19 protein-coding genes are annotated in these 20,520 nt (G+C 37.7%); 14 read left to right on the top strand and 5 right to left on the bottom strand.

Annotated elements, in window-relative coordinates; all coding sequences use genetic code 11:
* Positions 1-4: 4 nt before the first annotated feature.
* From jag to rpmH, 4 genes are all read right to left on the bottom strand, one after another.
* A complete protein-coding gene (gene jag / locus I585_RS09675; protein ID WP_010742551.1) occupies positions 5-751 on the bottom strand; it encodes an RNA-binding cell elongation regulator Jag/EloR in 747 nt (248 codons plus the stop codon).
* A gap of 119 nt (positions 752-870) precedes the next feature.
* Positions 871-1,692, bottom strand: a complete 822-nt coding sequence (locus I585_RS09670) for a YidC/Oxa1 family membrane protein insertase (RefSeq protein WP_010742552.1) — start codon at positions 1,690-1,692, stop codon at positions 871-873.
* A 17-nt stretch (positions 1,693-1,709) separates the two neighbouring features.
* On the bottom strand, positions 1,710-2,045 hold the full coding sequence (gene rnpA, locus I585_RS09665; protein WP_010742553.1) for a ribonuclease P protein component: 336 nt from the start codon (positions 2,043-2,045) through the stop codon (positions 1,710-1,712).
* Positions 2,046-2,182: 137 nt separating this feature from the next.
* Positions 2,183-2,317, bottom strand: a complete 135-nt coding sequence (gene rpmH, locus I585_RS09660; protein ID WP_010742554.1) for a 50S ribosomal protein L34 — start codon at positions 2,315-2,317, stop codon at positions 2,183-2,185.
* 691 nt (positions 2,318-3,008) lie between these two features.
* Between rpmH and dnaA the strand changes: the two genes are divergently transcribed.
* The 14 genes from dnaA to I585_RS09590 all read left to right on the top strand — a co-directional run bounded on the left by dnaA (position 3,009) and on the right by I585_RS09590 (position 19,450).
* On the top strand, positions 3,009-4,334 hold the full coding sequence (dnaA, locus tag I585_RS09655; RefSeq protein ID WP_010742555.1) for a chromosomal replication initiator protein DnaA: 1,326 nt from the start codon (positions 3,009-3,011) through the stop codon (positions 4,332-4,334).
* Between the two features lie 159 nt (positions 4,335-4,493).
* Positions 4,494-5,624, top strand: coding sequence for a DNA polymerase III subunit beta (gene dnaN, locus I585_RS09650; protein ID WP_010742556.1), 1,131 nt, complete (start codon positions 4,494-4,496; stop codon positions 5,622-5,624).
* Between the two features lie 233 nt (positions 5,625-5,857).
* A complete protein-coding gene (gene yaaA, locus I585_RS09645) occupies positions 5,858-6,100 on the top strand; it encodes a S4 domain-containing protein YaaA (protein WP_010742557.1) in 243 nt (80 codons plus the stop codon).
* Complete coding sequence (recF, locus tag I585_RS09640; protein WP_010742558.1) at positions 6,087-7,208, top strand: DNA replication/repair protein RecF; 1,122 nt, start codon at positions 6,087-6,089, stop codon at positions 7,206-7,208. Before yaaA ends, recF begins: the two co-directional genes overlap by 14 nt.
* Positions 7,205-9,154 (top strand): DNA topoisomerase (ATP-hydrolyzing) subunit B, encoded by a 1,950-nt coding sequence (gene gyrB, locus I585_RS09635; protein ID WP_010742559.1) that lies wholly within the window; start codon positions 7,205-7,207, stop codon positions 9,152-9,154. Before recF ends, gyrB begins: the two co-directional genes overlap by 4 nt.
* Positions 9,155-9,168: 14 nt before the next feature.
* Complete coding sequence (gene gyrA / locus I585_RS09630; RefSeq protein ID WP_010742560.1) at positions 9,169-11,661, top strand: DNA gyrase subunit A; 2,493 nt, start codon at positions 9,169-9,171, stop codon at positions 11,659-11,661.
* Positions 11,662-11,844: 183 nt separating this feature from the next.
* Positions 11,845-12,147 (top strand): 30S ribosomal protein S6, encoded by a 303-nt coding sequence (rpsF, locus tag I585_RS09625; protein ID WP_010742561.1) that lies wholly within the window; start codon positions 11,845-11,847, stop codon positions 12,145-12,147.
* 44 nt (positions 12,148-12,191) lie between these two features.
* Entirely contained in the window at positions 12,192-12,698 is a 507-nt protein-coding gene (gene ssb, locus I585_RS09620; RefSeq protein WP_010742562.1) for a single-stranded DNA-binding protein, read from the top strand.
* A 23-nt stretch (positions 12,699-12,721) separates the two neighbouring features.
* Positions 12,722-12,955, top strand: coding sequence for a 30S ribosomal protein S18 (rpsR, locus tag I585_RS09615; RefSeq protein WP_010742563.1), 234 nt, complete (start codon positions 12,722-12,724; stop codon positions 12,953-12,955).
* A 187-nt stretch (positions 12,956-13,142) separates the two neighbouring features.
* The gene (locus tag I585_RS09610) at positions 13,143-15,107 is read left to right on the top strand and encodes a DHH family phosphoesterase (protein WP_010742564.1); all 1,965 of its coding nucleotides are present in this window, start codon (positions 13,143-13,145) and stop codon (positions 15,105-15,107) included.
* Positions 15,104-15,556 carry a 50S ribosomal protein L9 gene (rplI, locus tag I585_RS09605; protein ID WP_010742565.1) on the top strand — a complete coding sequence of 151 codons (453 nt, stop codon included), beginning with the start codon at positions 15,104-15,106 and terminating at the stop codon, positions 15,554-15,556. Before I585_RS09610 ends, rplI begins: the two co-directional genes overlap by 4 nt.
* Before the next feature lie 124 nt (positions 15,557-15,680).
* Positions 15,681-17,042, top strand: a complete 1,362-nt coding sequence (dnaB, locus tag I585_RS09600; protein ID WP_010742566.1) for a replicative DNA helicase — start codon at positions 15,681-15,683, stop codon at positions 17,040-17,042.
* A 174-nt stretch (positions 17,043-17,216) separates the two neighbouring features.
* On the top strand, positions 17,217-18,509 hold the full coding sequence (locus I585_RS09595) for an adenylosuccinate synthase (RefSeq protein WP_010742567.1): 1,293 nt from the start codon (positions 17,217-17,219) through the stop codon (positions 18,507-18,509).
* A 74-nt stretch (positions 18,510-18,583) separates the two neighbouring features.
* On the top strand, positions 18,584-19,450 hold the full coding sequence (locus tag I585_RS09590) for a DegV family protein (RefSeq protein WP_010742568.1): 867 nt from the start codon (positions 18,584-18,586) through the stop codon (positions 19,448-19,450).
* A 43-nt stretch (positions 19,451-19,493) separates the two neighbouring features.
* On the opposite strand, the gene I585_RS09585 is transcribed toward I585_RS09590, so the two are convergent.
* Positions 19,494-20,387 carry a LysR family transcriptional regulator gene (locus I585_RS09585; protein ID WP_010742569.1) on the bottom strand — a complete coding sequence of 298 codons (894 nt, stop codon included), beginning with the start codon at positions 20,385-20,387 and terminating at the stop codon, positions 19,494-19,496.
* Between the last annotated feature and the right edge of the window lie 133 nt (positions 20,388-20,520).

The following is a 20,520-nucleotide window of genomic DNA, read 5'->3' as shown; positions in this document are numbered from 1 at the left end:
TTCACTAAAAATATTTTTTTGCCGGTTCAACAACCAGATAGCGATATGGATCCTCACCTTCAGAATGAGTTTTGATATACCCATCTTTACTTAAAGCAGAATGAATCATTTTACGCTCAAACGCGGGCATTGGTTCCAAAAAGACTGGTCGTCCCGTTTCTTTGACTTTTTCCGCAGTTCGTTGAGCTAAGCGCGTCAATACTTCTTCACGTTTTTGGCGATAATTACCAACATTCACAACCACAGATAGCTTTTCTTTTGCAACACGGTGTAAGAAAACTTGAGCCAAATATTGAAGGGCATTCAATATCTTACCATGTTTCCCAATCAACATTCCTTGTTTTCCAGTCTCTAAATTCATAACAATCATACCGTTAGACTCATGTTGAATCTTCACTAACGCTGGCACACCCATATCATTAGTAATGTTAGTCAAGTAAATAGCCAATTCTTTGACTGCTTCCTCTTCATCCAATTCAACTAAGTGACTGGTCAATTGAACTGATTCCCTAGGTTCCTGCACTTTAGATACTTGTTTAGACGAATGTTCTTCTGCTAGTTCAGTAGTATCTGCAGGTTCTTCAATAGTAACGGGTTCGATAGAGACACGAGCGTTCTTCTTCCCCATTCCGAGAAAACCTTTTTTTGCATCCGTTAAAATTTCAATATCAACGGCTTCTTTCTCTAATCCTAAAGCATGCAAGCCTTGCGCAATTGCTTCATCAATTGTTGGTCCTTCATAAACAGGCATTTTTTTAACCTCCTTATTTTTAAGTAATGTATTAATTTATCTCATAAAAATTTAAGTGGATTCAAATACCGTATACCCTTAATTAGACGGTAAAAAGTAATGAAAGACAATCTAAAAACCTATTTTTTGCGTTTTTTCTTAGGTCGTTTGGCCTTTTCAAGTGCCCGTTCTCTTTCTCGTATCTGACGCGCCACTTCTTCTCTTTCACGACGAATTTTGAATGGGTTATTAATCAATAATGTTTGAAGTACTTGGAAAGCATTTGAAATCACCCAATATAATGATAGCCCACTCGCCAAATTTAATGCCATCACAAAAATCATTACTGGCATGGCAAAGTTCATAATTTTTAATGATGCATTAGACTCAATTTGACTCATACTTGATAGATAACTACTTGCAAAAGTAAAAACAGCTGCAAGAATCGGTAAAATAAAGTATGGATCCGATTGACTCAAGTTCAACCACATAAAATGTCCTGATCGCAATTCAGGAATTCGTAAAATTGCTTGATACAAAGCCATCATAACCGGCATTTGAACTAACATTGGCAAGCATCCTGAGTAAGGGCTCACATTATTTTCTGCGTAAAGCTTTTTTGTTTCTGATTGTAATTTCTGTTGCGTTTCTTGGTCACGAGAGCTGTACTTCTCTTGCAACGCTTTTATTTTAGGTTGCAAGTCTTGCGTTTTTCGCATGCTCTTCGTTTGATAATGCATCAATGGTAACAAAATAATTCGAATGACTATTGTGAATAAAATGATACCGATACCTACATTACCAAAAGAAAGTCCTTTAATCGCTTGACCAAAGTAATAGACCACGTAGCGATCCCACATACCACTACTTTGTGAACTGACTTCTCCAGTTCCACAAGCAGATAACAAGAAGACTAAACTCAGCAATCCTGTCATTAATAATATTTTTTTATATTTCTTCACCTAAATCTGATTCCTTCCTAACTTAATATTTTTGCTAATTTCAAAACATGTATAAGATTTGAACGCATTTCATCATGTGGTAAATCTTTCGTGGTTGGTCGAGCAATAACAATAAAGTCTATTGGTGGTAATTCATCTTTCAATTCTTGCAAGACTGCTCTAATGTGACGTTTCACTTGATTTCGCGTTACAGCATTCCCGACTTTTTTTCCAACGGACAGACCTACTCGAAAATGTTTTTGACCAGAAGGCTCTAGACGATAAACTACGAATTTTCGATTCGCAAAAGAAGCACCCTCTTGAAATACTTTTTGAAATTCACGTTCTTTTTTGACCCGATATTTTTTTTTCATCTAGCTTCCTTCGTTTCTTTTAAATCTATACCTGACAATAATACCATACTTCAAATTAAGGAATCATCCTTATTTAACAGAAAAATTCCTTAAGAATCACATTTTGAGTACAAAAAAAACCACTGACCGGCAGTGGCTTAAGCAGCAATTACTTTTCTTCCCTTACGACGACGACTTGCTAATACACGACGACCGTTTTTAGTGCTCATTCGTTTACGGAAACCATGAACTTTTTGACGTTTACGTTTATTTGGTTGATAAGTTCTTTTCATTTAAATACACCTCCATAGCTAACTTTACATAGACATACCCGAATATTATAACGACACTTAACCCATTTTGTCAATCATGAAATAGAAAAAGGCTTTTCTAGCTTATTATCCGTTGGTCTATGATTAGCATTCATTGTAGTTTAATAAGATAAATCAATTCAGGTATTTCAAAATAAGGAACTAATATAATTATCAAACTACTACTTCATAAGTTCGTTAAACTTCGTAGTTTTCCACGCAATTAAAAAGCTGATCTTAAACAAATATCTCTCTTTTTATCCTAAAAAAATTATCCACAATTTCTGGGGATAATCCATTCTTTTCTGTGCAAAAGATTTTCTTGAAAAAAAATTACTGTAAATTTTCTAAATGACTTTTCCCCAAATCTTTTTAGTTTTAATAACTTATGCACAAGGTGGATAAGTTTTGTGGATAAGCTCTTCTATGGTTTAGATATCACCTCCTCTTTCTTTTACTTTTTGTGGAATAAACAGTGGAAAATGATAATTTTTTACTGTTTTAAACAGCTTGTGTATATATTTTTTGCAAAGTAGTGAATAACCTTTTTGTATTTTTATTCATTTTGTGGAAAAGAAAAAGTTGCTCTATTTTGTCTTTGGTTGTGGAAAACTTTTAAAAAAAATGATAAAGTAAGTCTATCTGAATTTTATTATAAAAGGAGGCAACTTAATTGACCTCATTGGACAATTTCTGGCAGGAATTGAAGGACAGCTACAAGCATGACCTCAATCCTGCCAGTTATGATGCCTGGGTAGGCACAGCAAAACCCTTGTCTTTAATCCATAACCAGTTGACTATAGAAGTCACAAGCGATTTACATAAACGCTATTGGGAAAAACATTTAGCGGCAAAAATTGTCGAAATCGGGTTTAAAGTAACTGGGGATGAGATCATGCCACAGTTTGTAACACCGGATGAAGCTCCTCCCATCAGCATTGTAGAAAAAGAAGAACCGATCAAAATAGATACAACAAAACGTGCAATGCTCAATCCAAAATATACATTTGATACATTTGTCATAGGAAAAGGAAATCAAATGGCGCACGCTGCTGCTTTGGTAGTTGCGGAAGAACCAGGGTCAATCTATAATCCTCTTTTCTTTTATGGAGGAGTGGGGCTAGGGAAAACCCACTTGATGCATGCAATCGGGCATCAAATGTTAGCTATCAATCCCCAAGCAAAGGTCAAATATGTATCTAGTGAGACTTTCGCGAACGATTTTATCAACTCAATCAAAAATAAAACATCGGAAGATTTTCGCCAGGAATATCGCAAAGTGGATTTATTATTAGTAGATGATATTCAATTTTTTGCAGACAAAGAAGCAACTCAAGAAGAATTCTTTCATACTTTTGAAAATCTCTACAATGACAATAAACAAATTGTACTAACCAGTGATCGTCTACCAAATGAGATTCCTAAATTACAAGAGCGCTTGGTTTCTCGCTTTGCTTGGGGATTATCAGTAGATATCACTCCACCAGATTTAGAGACTCGTACAGCTATCTTGCGAAAAAAAGCTCAGGCTGAAAATCTTGAGATTCCAGACGATACTTTAAGCTATATCGCTGGACAAATAGATTCAAATATTCGTGAACTTGAAGGGGCATTGGTCCGTGTTCAAGCTTTTGCTACCATGAATAGTGCAGATATTACCACTAGCATTGCAGCGGACGCCTTGAAAAGTTTGAAGGGAACAAGCAACGCTCAGCTTTCTATCAGCAAGATTCAAGATGAAGTTGCAAAATTCTATCATCTTCAGGTAAAAGAATTAAAAGGAAAAAAACGCGTTAAAACAATTGTTGTCCCACGCCAAATTGCTATGTATTTAGCTCGTGAAATGACTGAAAGCTCTTTACCCAAAATTGGTGCTGAGTTTGGTGGGAAAGACCATACTACTGTTATCCATGCTCATGAAAAAATCCGTCAGTTAATAAAAAACGACAGTAGCATGCAGCAAGAAATTGCAGAGATCAAGAATTTACTACTTGGTTAGCTTGTGGAAAATTGGAAAAGAAATATCGTCTTTTTCCACAGCTTTTCCACAAGTTAAAAAGCTATCATATCACTATTTTTTCTTTCTTTTCCACATGATCAACAGGACCTACTACTTTTATTACTTATAATTACTAAATAAATAAAAAGGAGTTTCATTATGAAATTTACGATTAATCGTGCTCGCTTCATTCAAGAATTACAAACTGTTCAACGTGCAATTTCTACTAAAACAACTATTCCAATTTTAACAGGAGTAAAAATGGAATTAAATAATGATGGTTTGAACTTAACAGGAAGTAACGCTGATATCTCGATCGAAACTTTTTTAGTTGCGGATGATGAAAAAGCAGAACTACAAATAATTAAAACAGGAACGATTGTTTTACAGGCTCGTTTCTTTAGTGAAATTATTCGTCGATTGCCGGAGAAAACTTTTACGTTGGAAGTTCAAGAAAATCTTCAAGTATTGATTACTTCGGGAGCAGCTCAATTTACTGTTAATGGATTAGATGCAGATAATTATCCACATCTACCAATCGTTGAAGAACAGAACCAATTAAAGTTACCTGTCCACATGTTGACAAAACTAATTGGTGAAACTGTCTTCTCTGTTTCCCAACATGAAAGTCGTCCGATCTTGACCGGTGTACATTTTACTATGTCAAACGGAGAACTATTGGCTGTGGCTACGGATTCACATAGACTGAGTCAGAGGGTTGTACCTGTGGAAAACGCGAATAAAGATTTTGATATCGTTATTCCGGGTAAAAGCCTTGTTGAACTTTCACGGTCACTTTCGGATGAAGAAGCAGAAGTTGAAATCAGTATCATGGAAAACCAAGTGATGTTTAAAACACCTACAATGTATTTTTACTCTCGTTTACTTGAAGGGAACTACCCTGATACTAATCGTTTAATTCCAACTAGCTTCAATACTGAGATTACTTTCTCTGTACCTACATTATTATCTGCAATTGAGCGTGCATCCCTACTTTCACATGAAGGACGCAATAATATCGTTCGTTTAGCTATTGGTGACAATTCAGTTATTCTTTACGGAAACTCCCCAGAAATCGGTAAAGTAGAAGAAGAATTGGTTTATGAGAAAGTCAATGGGGATCCATTGGAGATATCATTCAATCCAGATTACATGAAAGACGCATTACGTGCTTTTGGTGATATGAGCATAAAAGTTCAATTTATTTCAGCCATTCGTCCCTTTACTTTAGAGCCAAGTGAAGGAGAGGTTTCCTTTATTCAACTTATTACCCCAGTACGTACGAATTAAAAAAATTAGTGAGTTTCACAAATTTTTTGAAAAATATGAAAAAATTATGCAAAAAGCGTAATTACAGAAAAAGGTCTTAAAATCGATTTTAAGACCTTTTTCTTTTTTTTGAGTGAATTAATTAAAAGAGCTTAGATCTTCTTAAATCGAAAAATACAACGAGTTAATTTGTTTTATCTCTTAAAAAAGGGTATAATGAAGAGGTGTTTCTAGCATGAAAATGAGGGATGAATGTGAAACAAAAAATTTTTTTAGAAACAGAGTTCATGACACTTGGTCAGTTATTAAAAGAGATTAATGTGATCTCTAGCGGTGGACAAGCCAAGTGGTTTTTAGCCGAAGAAACAGTATTTGTAGATGGAGATTTGGAAAATCGCCGAGGCCGAAAGCTCTACCCGGGAATGATGATTGAAATTCCTGAGGTGGGAACTTTTTTTATGGTCAAAAATAAGGAAGAACAAGATGCGGCTGAATAGGCTTGAGCTAAGAAATTATCGCAACTATCAGGATCTCATTTTGAAGTTTCCTAATCGCTTGAATATTTTTCTAGGAGAGAATGCACAAGGAAAAACCAATCTCTTGGAAAGTATTTATGTACTAGCTTTGACCCGTAGCCACCGAACCAGCAGTGAACAAGAATTAATAGGTTGGCAGGATGATTTTGCTCAAATTAAAGGTCGGATCGATCGAGGGACTAGTGAATTGGAGTTAGAACTGCTGCTGACCAAAAAAGGCCGTAAATCAAAAATAAATCATATTGAACAAAAAAAATTAAGTAGTTATATTGGTCAATTGAATGTTATTTTGTTTGCGCCAGAAGATCTTTCTTTAGTGAAAGGTAGTCCGCAAATCAGAAGACGCTTTATAGATATGGAATTAGGTCAAATTAATCCGGTTTATCTATATGACTTAGCACAATATCAACAAACTTTAAAACAACGTAATCTGTATTTGAAACAATTATCGGAGAAGAAACAAACGGATGAAATTTATTTAGATATTTTAACAGAGCAACTGGCTGATTTCGGTAGCAAAGTTTTAGCTAATCGCCTAAAGTTTGTTAAAAAATTAGAGTTTTGGTCCAATGACCTTCACCGTAAGATTACAAATCAAAAAGAAGAGCTGGAGATCAAGTATGAAGCTAGCATTCCGTTGGAAAGTGAAGATATTGAGGATATTCGGATCATTTTTCTGAATGAACTGAAGAAAAATCGTAAACGAGAGATATTTAAAGGTAATACGTTTTTAGGACCTCATCGAGATGATTTAATTTTTCAGGTTAATCAACAAAATGTACAGACCTATGGATCGCAGGGTCAACAACGAACTACCGCACTAAGTGTCAAATTGGCTGAGATCGATTTGATGAAAGAAGAAACAGGGGAATATCCGATTTTACTTTTGGATGATGTTATGAGCGAGCTTGACGATAATCGTCAGATTCATTTATTAGAGACGATAGAAAATAAAGTTCAAACGTTTTTGACTACAACGACGTTGAATCACGTCAAAGGCAAAATGACGGTCCATCCGGATATTTTTTATGTCCATCAAGGGCAGATAGAAAGGACAGAAACTGAATGACAGAAGAGGAAAAGAGTTTACTAGAACGTGCTAAAGAGTATGATGCCAGTCAGATCCAGGTATTAGAAGGACTAGAAGCTGTTCGGAAACGACCTGGAATGTATATTGGTTCCACTAGTACGGAAGGTCTACATCACCTTGTTTGGGAAATCGTGGACAACTCTATTGATGAGGCTCTAGCAGGATTTGCGTCCCATATCCATGTAGTGATTGAAGAGGACAATAGTATCACCGTCAGTGATGACGGACGTGGGATACCGGTTGATATCCAGGCGAAGACCGGACGACCTGCACTTGAGACAGTTTATACAATCTTACATGCGGGCGGAAAATTTGGTGGCGGTGGATATAAAGTATCTGGTGGACTTCACGGTGTGGGAGCATCTGTTGTTAATGCTTTATCGGCTTCACTAGACGTACGTGTATTTAAAAATGGTAAGGTTTATTTCCAAGAGTATCGTCGCGGTGCTGTTGTAGATGATCTAAAAGTGATTGGCGAAACTGAGAAGCATGGAACAACTGTTCATTTTATACCAGATTCAGAGATTTTTACTGAATCAACGACCTTCAATTTTGATAAATTGGCGACACGTGTTCGGGAATTAGCCTTTTTAAATCGTGGATTGAAAATCTCGATTGAAGACAAGCGTGAAGAACAACCTGTCTTACGAGAGTACCATTACGAAGGCGGAATCAAGAGTTACGTTGAGCATTTGAATCATAATAAAGCAGTCATTTTTGAAGAGCCAGTCTATGTAGAAGGTGAGCAACAAGATATCACGGTTGAAGTCGCAATGCAGTATACAGATGGATATCATACTAATATCTTGAGTTTTGCTAACAATATTCATACGTATGAGGGTGGGACACACGAGTTCGGATTTAAAACTGCTCTGACACGTGTGATTAATGACTATGCTCGTAAACAAAAAATTATGAAAGACAATGATGAAAATCTTTCTGGGGAAGATGTGCGTGAAGGATTAACTGCTGTTATTTCTATTAAGCATCCAGAGCCACAGTTTGAAGGCCAAACTAAAACAAAACTTGGTAATTCTGAAGTTCGTACAGTAACAGATCGTTTGTTCTCAGAGAATTTTCTGAAATTTTTGATGGAAAATCCTTCAGTAGGCCGTCGTATCGTGGAAAAAGGCATACTTGCTGCTAAAGCTCGTTTAGCAGCTAAGCGTGCTCGTGAAGTAACACGACGCAAAGGCGCATTAGAAATTAGCAACTTGCCAGGTAAATTGGCCGATTGTTCAAGTAATGATCCGGAAAAATGTGAATTATTTATCGTCGAAGGGGATTCTGCGGGCGGTTCAGCTAAACAGGGACGCAGCCGGGAATTTCAAGCGATTTTACCGATTCGTGGTAAAATATTAAACGTTGAAAAAGCATCAATGGATAGAATTTTGGCTAACGAAGAAATACGGTCATTATTTACAGCAATGGGAACAGGTTTTGGTGCAGACTTTGATGTCTCCAAAGCACGTTACCATAAATTAGTTATTATGACAGATGCCGATGTCGATGGAGCCCATATTCGAACACTTTTACTAACGTTATTTTACCGCTATATGCGTCCAATTGTGGAAGCTGGATATGTTTATATTGCGCAACCGCCATTGTATGGAATTAAGCAAGGTAAAAATATTACGTATATTCAACCAAGTAAAAATGCCGAAGAAGAATTGGCGCAAAAAATGGCGGAACTACCTGCTTCGCCAAAACCAAATGTCCAACGTTACAAAGGGCTGGGTGAAATGGACGATCATCAATTGTGGGAAACTACAATGGATCCAGAAAATCGTTTGATGCTGCAAGTCAGTGTTGACGATGCCATCGAAGCGGACCAAGTTTTTGAAATGTTGATGGGGGATCGCGTAGAGCCACGTCGAGCGTTTATCGAAGAAAATGCGCATTATGTTAAGAACTTGGATATTTAGTGAGGAGGATCGATTTGGAAGATAGAAGAGAAAATATACAAGCCGTCAATCTAACCAGTGAAATGAAAGATTCCTTCATTGATTATGCGATGAGTGTCATTGTGGCAAGGGCTTTACCAGATGTGCGTGATGGATTGAAACCTGTTCACCGTCGAATTTTGTATGGAATGAATGAACTAGGGGTTACACCAGATAAACCTCATAAAAAATCTGCTCGGATCGTTGGAGATGTTATGGGGAAATACCATCCTCATGGGGACAGTGCCATCTATGAATCAATGGTGCGTATGGCGCAGTCTTTTAGCTATCGTAATATGCTAGTGGATGGTCATGGGAACTTTGGTTCTGTCGATGGCGATGGTGCAGCAGCGATGCGTTATACCGAAGCACGATTAAGTAAGATTGCAATGGAAATGTTACGAGATATCAATAAGGATACTGTCGATTTCCATGGAAACTATGATGATAGTGAGCAAGAACCCGATGTATTACCTGCGCGTTTTCCGAATCTATTAGTTAACGGAGCCACTGGGATTGCGGTTGGTATGGCGACAAATATACCACCTCATAATCTACGTGAAGTGACAGCAGGCATCGAATTATTGATGGAAAATCCAGATGCTACAACTCAAGAATTAATGGAATTAATTCCTGGACCAGATTTTCCAACAGGTGGTTTGGTTATGGGAAAATCAGGTATTCGTCGTGCATATGAGACGGGTAAAGGCTCAATCACTGTACGTGCGAAAATCGAAATTGAGGAACAAAAAAATGGTAAAGAACGGATATTAGTTACCGAATTACCATATATGGTAAATAAAGCAAAACTGATTGAACGAATTTCTGAATTGCATCGAGACAAGCGCTTAGAAGGCATCACCGATTTACGGGATGAATCCTCTCGTGAGGGCATGCGGATCGTTATTGAAGTTCGTCGCGATGTTAGTGCTTCTGTCATATTGAATAATCTGTATAAGATGACTTCATTACAGACTTCTTTCAGTTTCAATATGTTGGCAATCGAAAAAGGTGTTCCGAAGATTTTGAACTTGAAACAAATCTTGGAGAACTATATCGAGCATCAAAAAAATGTTATTATCCGCCGAACAATTTTTGACAAGAAAAAAGCTGAAGCACGTGCACATATCCTAGAAGGTTTACGCATTGCGCTGGATCACATTGACGAAATTATTGCGACAATCCGGAATTCGGCTTCAGATGATATCGCAAAAGCAACTTTGATCGAACGTTTTGAACTCTCTGATCGTCAAGCACAAGCAATCCTAGATATGCGTTTGCGTCGTTTGACGGGCTTAGAACGCGAGAAAATTGAAAATGAGTATCAAGAACTCTTGAAAACAATTGGCGATTTAGAAGATATTCTGGCTCGACCTGAACGCGTTGTAGAAATTATCCGGACAGAATTAGCAGAAATTGCTGGTAAATTTGGAGATGAACGCCGGACAGAGCTTCTAGTTGGCGAAGTCTTGAGTTTAGAAGATGAAGACTTGATTGAAGAAGAGGACGTAGTGATAACTCTTACTAATAATGGTTATATCAAACGCATTGCGTCTACAGAATTCCGTTCACAACGTCGTGGTGGACGCGGTGTCCAAGGGATGGGAATCCATAATGATGATTTTGTGAAGACATTAATCTCTTGTTCGACACATGATACGCTACTATTCTTTACTAATAGCGGGCGTGTTTATCGAGCGAAAGGGTATGAAGTTCCCGAATACGGCCGAACAGCCAAAGGAATCCCTATTATCAACTTGTTAGGTATTGATTCAAGTGAAACAATTCAAGCGGTGATTTCGGTCAACGGTCAAGCGGAAGATGGTCATTTCTTATTCTTTGTCACGAAGAAAGGGACTGTTAAGCGAACAAGTGTCACTGCCTTTTCAAATATTCGTGCCAATGGTTTGATTGCGATTGGCTTGCGTGAAGGCGACGAATTGGTGAATGTCATGTCTACTGAAGGTGATGAGACCATTATTATTGGTACTCACAACGGGTATTCTGTAACCTTTAAAGAAGGCGCTGTGCGTGATATGGGTCGAACAGCAAGTGGTGTTCGCGGTATTCGTTTACGAGATGAAGACTATGTGATCGGCTCAGCTGTGCTGAAAGAAGATCGAGAAGTCTTAGTCATCACTGAAAAGGGATATGGAAAACGTACAAAAGCCTCTGAATATCCAATCAAAGGACGTGGCGGTAAAGGAATTAAGACTGCCAATGTCAAAGATAAGAACGGTCCGTTGGCCGGTTTATCTGCCGTAACTGGCGATGAAGATATTTTGTTGATCACAGATAAAGGCGTGATTATTCGTTTTAATGTTGCCAGTGTTTCTCAAACTGGCCGTGCTACATTAGGCGTACGTCTAATGAAGATGGAAGAAAACACGAAAGTTGTTACAATGGCAATTGTTGAAAAAGAAGTCGAAGAAACTGAAGTATTAGATATTATTGAAGGTTCTGAAGAAACAACAAACTCAGAAGAATAAAAAGTTAAAAAGGCTAGGAGCAATCCTGGCTTTTTTTCGTACCTTTAGGTAAATAAACATTTGATTTTTGCAGGATGATTATGTATAATGAATATTTGTGAGTAGTCTAGATAAAATTTAGATCGCTCTCCTTGCTCTTAAAACAATTTAAGAGCCTTATAGTCCATAGGGAGGTGAAAATCAATGAGTCAAAACACGAAGTATGAAATCACATACATCATTCGTCCGAACATTGATGAGGAAGCAAAAACTGCTTTAGTAGAACGTTTCGATACAATCTTAAAAGATAATGGAGCAGAAATTATCGATTCAAAGGATTGGGAAAAACGCCGTTTTGCTTACGAAATGAATGGATTCCGTGAAGGTATCTACCATATCGTCAATGCAACTGCACCAACAACAGCTAGTGCAGTTAACGAATTCGATCGTCTTGCAAAAATCAATGACGATATTATTCGTCACATGATCGTTAAGATTGAAGAATAATTGTTTCACGTGAAACAATTGACGAGAAGGGAGCTGGCTTTACTTTGATTAATAATGTTGTACTAGTTGGTCGTTTAACGAAGGATCCTGATTTACGCTATACAGCAAATGGTACGGGTGTAGCAACGTTTACTTTGGCAGTGAATCGTAATTTTACGAATCAAAGCGGAAATCGCGAAGCGGACTTTATCAATTGTGTTATTTGGCGGAAATCGGCAGAAACTTTAGCAAATTATGCGCGAAAAGGAACTCTATTAGGAGTGACTGGGCGTATCCAAACAAGAAATTATGAAAATCAGCAAGGTCAACGTGTCTATGTGACGGAAGTCGTTGCTGAAAACTTCCAGTTATTGGAATCTCGTTCCGCAAATGAACAACGTCAACAGAACCCAGGTTCTAACGATAATTTCCAAGGTGATTCAAATAATTCCAACAACAATTATAATCAATCCTCTCAGTCAGCTAAGAACACTATGCCTGACTTCGATAGAGATTCAGATCCATTTAGTGGATCCTCGATCGACATTTCAGATGATGATTTACCATTCTAGCAATCGAATAGGAGGGAAACAGAATGGCACAACAAAGAAGAGGTCGCAAACGTCGTAAAGTAGACTATATTGCTGCTAATCATATTGAGTATATCGATTATAAAGATATCGAATTGCTAAAGCGTTTCATTAGCGAACGCGGAAAAATTTTGCCGCGTCGTGTAACTGGGACAAGCGCCAAAAATCAACGTAAATTGACAATCGCTATCAAACGAGCACGTATTATGGGCTTATTAGCATTTGTTTCTGAAGAATAAAGAGATGATTTTAAAAAGAAGACTTCATTATTGAGGTCTTCTTTTTTTGTTTCACGTGAAACATTCAATAAAGTCGCTTGCTAAAGAAGATTGTGATAAAATTACAATATTAGAAGATGCCAGTGCTGTTTTGTTGGGGGTTTTCTTTTAGTAAAATAAAACGGTAGAACGAAATAGGAGGTCATAGATGAAAAAGAATCCTCGCTTAAAGTGGTCTTTTTTTCTATTCTGTTTACTACTGATTCAATTAGCTGCAATATTCTTGTTGCCATTTTCTTTTTTAACGGCAGGCATTGTTATAATAATCGATCTTTTGTTGTGGGGCTATACAATTATTTTGCGTAATCGAATTGAGATTACCAATCAACAAAAAATTCAGTATGCTTCTCGACGAGCCCAAGAGGCCTTAGATTATGTGTCTGATGACATGCCCGTAGGCATTATTACATGGGATGATTCTAATACATTTGTTTGGACGAATCCTGCAATAACAGGAAAAATACAGGATTTATCAAAAGAAGATCAACAAGATATGATCAATGAGTTATTGCAACGTGCAGAAAAAGGGAAGAGTCTTTATAAAATAGACAATATACTTTATCATTTTGATTTGGATAGAGAAAAGCGTGTAGTGTATTTGATTGATATAACTAAAGAATATGCGTTAGAAAATAAGGAGAGACAACAACAAGCGGTTGTTGGAATTCTTTCGGTCGATAATTATGATGACGTGATTGATCGTCGTGATGACAAAGAAATATCAAATTTAAATTCTTTTATTACAACAATTATTTCTGATTGGATGGATTCCTATCATATTTTTTATAAACGAGTGAATGCAGAACGTTTCTTTCTCTTTGCTAGATATGATGATTTGGAGAAAATGATTGAAAATAATTTTGATTTATTAGAACACATACGTGTATCTGCTGAGAAGCAAGATATGTTGATTACTGTCAGTATGGGAATTAGCTATGGCAAAGAGAATTTAGAAGTAATCGGTGATGATGCACAGAATAATCTGGATATTGCTTTGGTTCGCGGTGGAGATCAAGTAGTAGTCAAAAATGCGACTGAGGGACAAAAGCCAGTTTTTTATGGTGGCAATTCGGCAAGTGCAGCTAAACGTACAAGAGTCCGATCAAGAGCGATGTCAACGGCATTAAAAAACGTCTTCAATCAAACAGGGAATGTATTTGTAATGGGACATCGGTTTCCAGATATGGATGCTATTGGTTCAGCATTTGGAGTTGCTTGTTTAGCACGTTTTCATGATAAAAGAGTTCATGTCGTGATCAATGAAAATGAGACCATACCTGATGTTGAACGGTGTTTAGAAGAGATACACGAGAATGGTGAACTAGAGAGTCTTTTGATTTCTCCTGATGCTGCAAAGAAGCAACGTAAAGCAGGGGATTTATTGGTAATGGTAGATTACCATCGACCATCTTTATCTATTGATCAAGAGTTGTATGATCAGTTTGAAAATATAGTCATCATTGATCATCATCGAAGGGGTGAGGAATTCCCAGAAAAATCTTTGTTAACTTACATCGAATCCTCTGCTTCATCAGCTTCGGAATTGGTGACCGAACTGATCCAGTTTGAAAGTAACGAACGTCAACGAATGAGCAAGATGGAAGCGACGCTCCTATTGGCGGGGATGACCGTTGATACAAAAAACTTTGCAGTTAGAACAACGGCCAGAACTTTTGATGTAGCCAGTTATTTAAAGACTTGTGGAGCAGATGCTTCTTTAGTACAATACTTATTGAGTACGGATATTCAATCTTATCTGGAAATCAGTAAATTGGTAGGTGAAAGTGATTATGTCAGAGATGATATAGTTGTTACTACTGGAACCGATAAACAAGAGTACGACAGTGTGACCGCGGCTAAAACTGCCGATACACTGTTGTCAATGGTAGATATCAATGCAGCTTTTGTAATTATTAAAAGAACTGATGGTGTAATTGCTATTAGTGCTCGTAGTTCTGGGACGATTAACGTCCAGACAGTTATGGAAGCTTTGGGCGGAGGGGGGCATTTCACTAATGCCGCTACTCAATTGTCTAATAGTACAATCGCTCAAGCGAAGGAACAATTGCTGGATGCTATCAATAAACAATTAACGGAGGGGACCGAAGAATGAAAGTAATCTTTTTGCAAGATGTTAAAGGTAAGGGAAAAAAGGGCGATATTAAGGAAGTCCCAACAGGCTATGCACAAAATTATTTATTAAAAAATAATTTGGCTAGAGAAGCAAATAAAAGTAGCATCTCCGAATTAAGCGGTCAAAAGAAAGCACAAGCTAAGAAAGCGGCAGAAGTATTAGCCGAGGCTAAAAAATTAGCTGATTTTTTGGCGAAAGAAGAAACTGTAGTAGAGATCAAAGCTAAGGGTGGAGAGGATGGACGTTTGTTTGGATCAATTCCATCCAAACAAATCGCTGAAGGATTAAAGAGACAGTACGACTTAAAGATAGATAAACGGAAAATTGAATTAGAAAATCCGATTCGCACGCTGGGATATACAAAGGTTCCTGTTAAGCTTCATACGGATGTTGAAGGAATCATTAAAGTTCATGTAGTGGAAGAATAAAGGTTAAACGAAGTATTACAAGAGAGTATGGGAGTTCTTGAAATTAAGAGGATTTCCCGTACTCTTTATTGTATTTAACGGATAGATTTTGTAAAATAGATGGACAAGAGGAGCGTAAACAAACATGAGCGAAATGTTACAAGATCGTGTGCCACCCCAAAGTATCGAAGCTGAGCAAGCTACTCTAGGTTCCATTTTTTTGGAGACCGATGCTTTGATCACAGCCATGGAGTACATAGTTCCAGAAGACTTTTATCGTCGCGGTCATCAATTGATTTTTCGTGGAATGATCCAATTAAATGATCGCAATGAAGCAATTGATGTGGTGACGGTTAAGGAATTGCTGGAACAACAAAATCAGTTGGAAGATGCAGGTGGATTAAGTTATTTATCTGAACTTGCTTTGAGTGTTCCAACTGCTGCTAACGTTGGTTATTATGCTAAGATCGTGGAAGAAAAATCCTTGTTGCGAAATCTGATTCAAACCGCTACGAATATTGTGACTCAGGGTTTTGAGCAAGGAGACGACGTTCAGACGATTTTAGATGCTGCCGAACGTAATATTATGGAAGTATCCGAACGACGTAATAAGAGCGGTTTTTTAACCATTAGCGAGGTGTTAAATACCGCTATTGAAAATATTGATCGATTGGCACGAAATGATGAAGAGATTACTGGTTTACCAACAGGATATGCAGCGTTGGATAAGATGACAGCGGGATTACAAGCCGAAGAATTAATTATCTTAGCAGCACGTCCTGCAGTTGGGAAAACGGCATTTGCTCTTAATATTGCCCAAAATGTCGGGACTAAGACAGATAAAGCAGTGGCCATTTTCAGTTTGGAAATGGGGGCAGAATCACTCGTTAACCGGATGTTGTGTTCAGAAGGGTCAATCGAAGCGAGTCATTTGAGAACTGGACAATTGTCTGAGGAAGAATGGCAGAATTTGATCGTTGCTATGGGAAGTCTCTCGCGGGCAAATATATATGTCGATGATACCCCAGGGATTAAAGTTTCCGAGATCAGAGCAAAATGTCATAAGTTGGCAAAAGAAAAGGGCAACCTTGGTTTGATATTGATTGATTACTTGCAGTTGATTGAAGGGACTGGCCGAGAGAATCGTCAACAAGAAGTTTCTGAGATTTCACGACAATTAAAGAAACTTGCCAAAGAATTGAAAGTACCAATTATTGCTTTATCACAGCTTTCTCGTGGTGTTGAGCAACGGCAAGATAAACGTCCAGTGTTAAGCGATATTCGTGAATCAGGATCAATTGAGCAAGATGCTGATATCGTAGCCTTCTTATATCGTGATGACTATTATGACCGTGAAGGTGAAGAAGAGGAAGAATCATTAGCCAACCGGAACGTGATCGAAGTGATCATTGAGAAAAACCGGAGCGGGGCGCGAGGAACTGTTGAACTGCTCTTTATCAAGGAATACAATAAATTTTCTTCATTATCACCTAGGGAAGATTTTTAGCGCAAGTTTTGAACTTGCGCTTTTTTTTGTATTTTCTTTGTTATTCGAAAATAATGTTCGTGATTTCCCTTCTTTTTTTCTCCGTTATCCTTTAATATTCGAATTTTCATTGAAGTGTGACGCTTTTCTTGATACAATGATTCAGGATTAAATAAAATAAAATGAGGTGTTCAGATGTCATCTGTAGTAGTTGTAGGGACGCAGTGGGGCGATGAAGGTAAAGGAAAGATCACGGATTTTTTGAGTGAAAATGCGGAAGTCATTGCTCGTTACCAAGGTGGAGACAATGCAGGTCATACAATCAAATTTGACAATGAAACATATAAATTACACTTGATTCCTTCTGGTATTTTCTACAAAGAAAAAACTAGTGTCATCGGGAATGGCGTAGTGGTCAATCCAAAATCATTAGTTACGGAATTGGCTTACTTACATGAACGTGGGATCACAACGGATAACTTACGTATCTCGGATCGAGCTCACGTAATTTTGCCATACCATATCAAGTTAGACCAGTTGCAAGAAGATGCAAAAGGTGAAAATAAAATTGGTACTACTATCAAAGGTATTGGACCTGCTTACATGGATAAAGCAGCTCGTGTAGGTATTCGCGTGGCAGATTTATTGGATAAAGAAATTTTCGAAGAACGTTTGAAGATCAATTTAGAAGAAAAAAATCGTCAATTCGTTAAAATGTTTGATGATGAGGCGATGGACTTCGAGGATATCTTTGAAGAATATTATGAATATGGACAACAAATCAAACAATACGTAACGGATACATCAGTTATCTTGAATGATGCTTTGGATGAAGGGAAACGTGTTCTCTTTGAAGGCGCACAAGGTGTTATGTTGGATATAGACCAAGGTACATATCCTTTCGTTACTTCATCCAACCCTGTTGCTGGTGGTGTGACAATTGGTAGTGGCGTAGGACCGGCGAAGATCGACAAAGTAGTTGGCGTATGTAAGGCATACACTTCACGTGTCGGTGATGGTCCTTTCCCAACGGAGTTATTTGATGAAGTTGGAAATCAAATACGTGAAGTTGGACGTGAATACGGTACAACAACTGGTCGCCCACGTCGTGTTGGCTGGTTTGATTCTGTTGTAATGCGTCATTCTAAACGTGTTTCAGGGATCACTAATCTATCTTTGAATTCAATCGATGTTTTAAGCGGATTAAAGACAGTTAAAATCTGTACTGCTTACGAATTGGATGGAGAACTGATTTATCATTATCCAGCAAGCCTTAAAGAACTGAACCGTTGTAAACCAGTCTATGAAGAACTGCCGGGATGGAGCGAGGATATCACAGGATGCCGCGATTTAGCGGACTTGCCAGAAAATGCGCGTAACTATGTTCGGCGCGTTTCTGAACTTGTCGGTGTAAGAATCTCAACGTTCTCTGTAGGTCCGGATCGGACTCAAACAAATATTATGGAGAGTGTTTGGGCACAGATCTAACATATTATGAGACAAGCAGCCAATTATCGAGTAAAATAGATTTACTATTAAGTGGGTGTTTGGAGGATTTTAGAATGTATCAGATTCTGACAGATTCATGTTGCGATGTGCCTTATGAATTACTAGAAGAAAATAACGTTGATTTTATTTCGATGTATGTCTCAATAGACGGAACAGAATTCGCGGATGACTTGGGGCGCAGTTTTAAGATCGATGATTTTTATCAAAAAATCAAAGACGGAGCGATGCCAACGACGTCGCAGGTTAATGTTGGTCGTTATGTGGAATTTTTCCGTAGCTACGCTGAAAAGAATGTCCCTATTTTGTATATTTGTTTTTCATCCGGAATGAGTGGATCTTATCAAAGTGCGATGCAGGCTGTTGAAATCTTAAAAGAAGACTTACCAGATGCAGAGGTCTACGTGGTGGATTCTTTAGCCGCTAGTGGCGGTGAAGGACTGATGGTTTATGAAGCTGCTAAGAAACAACAAGCAGGTATGACAATAAACGATTTGTATCAGTGGTTGGAAGATAATAAGTTGACTTACCATCATTGGGTAACAGTAGATGATTTAAACCATTTGCAACGCGGTGGACGAATCTCTAAGACGAGTGCGGCAATTGGTGGTTTAATGAATATCAAACCAATTATTACAGTCGATGTTGAAGGCAAATTACAAAATGTTGAAAAAGTACGGGGACGTAAAAAAGCGTTACAGTTAGTTGCTGACAAAATTGCTGATGCAACAACTGACCCAGTGAATCAAACGATTTTTATTACTACTAGTGCTGATCAAGTAGGTGCGGAAGAAGTAAAACGTCATTTGGAAGAAAGTATCCATCCGAAGGAAATTCGTATTTTCCCATTGGGGACAACGATTGCTAGTCATACTGGCCTTGGTTGTATTGCAGTCTTCACTCGTGGTGAAAAGAGAGATTAATAAACGAGCAAAAAAGAGGAAATCTATTTGATTTCTTCTTTTTTTATTGCCCTTTTTGCTGACTGAAGTTGCGAATTAAGTCAATCAATTGACCACGAATCATTGAATTCAAAATTTGTTCTCGTTGAACGAGTGAGATCATAAAAGTAGGTTGAGGTTCATCAGTAATAGGGATCTTAATCAAATTATCTTCTGGAGAAACAGCGAGTTCGGCTAAAAAACCAATGCCGATTTGCTCACGAATCATCCCTTTTAAGATATTCAAATTACTATTTTGGTAAATAATTTCTGGTTCAAAATGGGCTTGCTGCGCCATTTTTTTAAATGCTGTTGGATGAACGTAGTGTTCATTCAATAAGACAAAAGGTTCTTCTTTCAGCTCGGAGAAGGCCAATTCTTTCCTTTTAGCCAATGGATGATTTGGGCTTACTACGATCATGAATCTTTTTTCAATCAGAAGTTCACTAGTCAATTCATCATCACGGATGGGCTGCGTCGAACCAAGAAGGGCAAGATCAATTTTTCCACGGCGTAATAGACTATAAAGATCTCGCGAACCGCCGTCTACCAGATGGATGTGGCGCATCAAATTATTTTTGAATAGGTAGGAAGACAGTTTTGGAAAATAGAAGTTTCCAATAATCGGCGGTAGACCAAAATCTAATGTCTCTTCTTTTAAACGATCAATTTCAGTAATAGCAATTGTGACTTCTTTTAAAATATTCGAAATATGGCGAGAAAGAATCATTCCAGCTTGTGTGATGATCAATTGTTTATGAGATTGATCACGATAGACGAGCTGTGTGCCTAACTCTTCTTCCAGTCTTTTAACAGCATAAGTGATAGTTGGTTGGCTGACATGAAAGGCATTCGCAACCTTGGTAAAATTTTTTTCTCGAACTAAACGTTGGAAGTATTCTAGATCTTTAAAATTCATAATAAGCTCCTTTTTGTGAAATTAGACTATCATATAAATAAAATTTATCCTAGGCTTTTGTTTTGACTATAGTTTGTGAGAACGTGTATCGTCTTACTTGTATTCATCGAAGACGTAAAAAAATGAAAGAAAT

Origin of the sequence: Enterococcus malodoratus ATCC 43197 (assembly GCF_000407185.1) — a bacterium.
GTDB classification, from domain to species: domain Bacteria; phylum Bacillota; class Bacilli; order Lactobacillales; family Enterococcaceae; genus Enterococcus_A; species Enterococcus_A malodoratus.
Note: the sequence above shows the minus strand (reverse complement) of the source record. Positions and strands in the feature narration are given on the sequence as shown.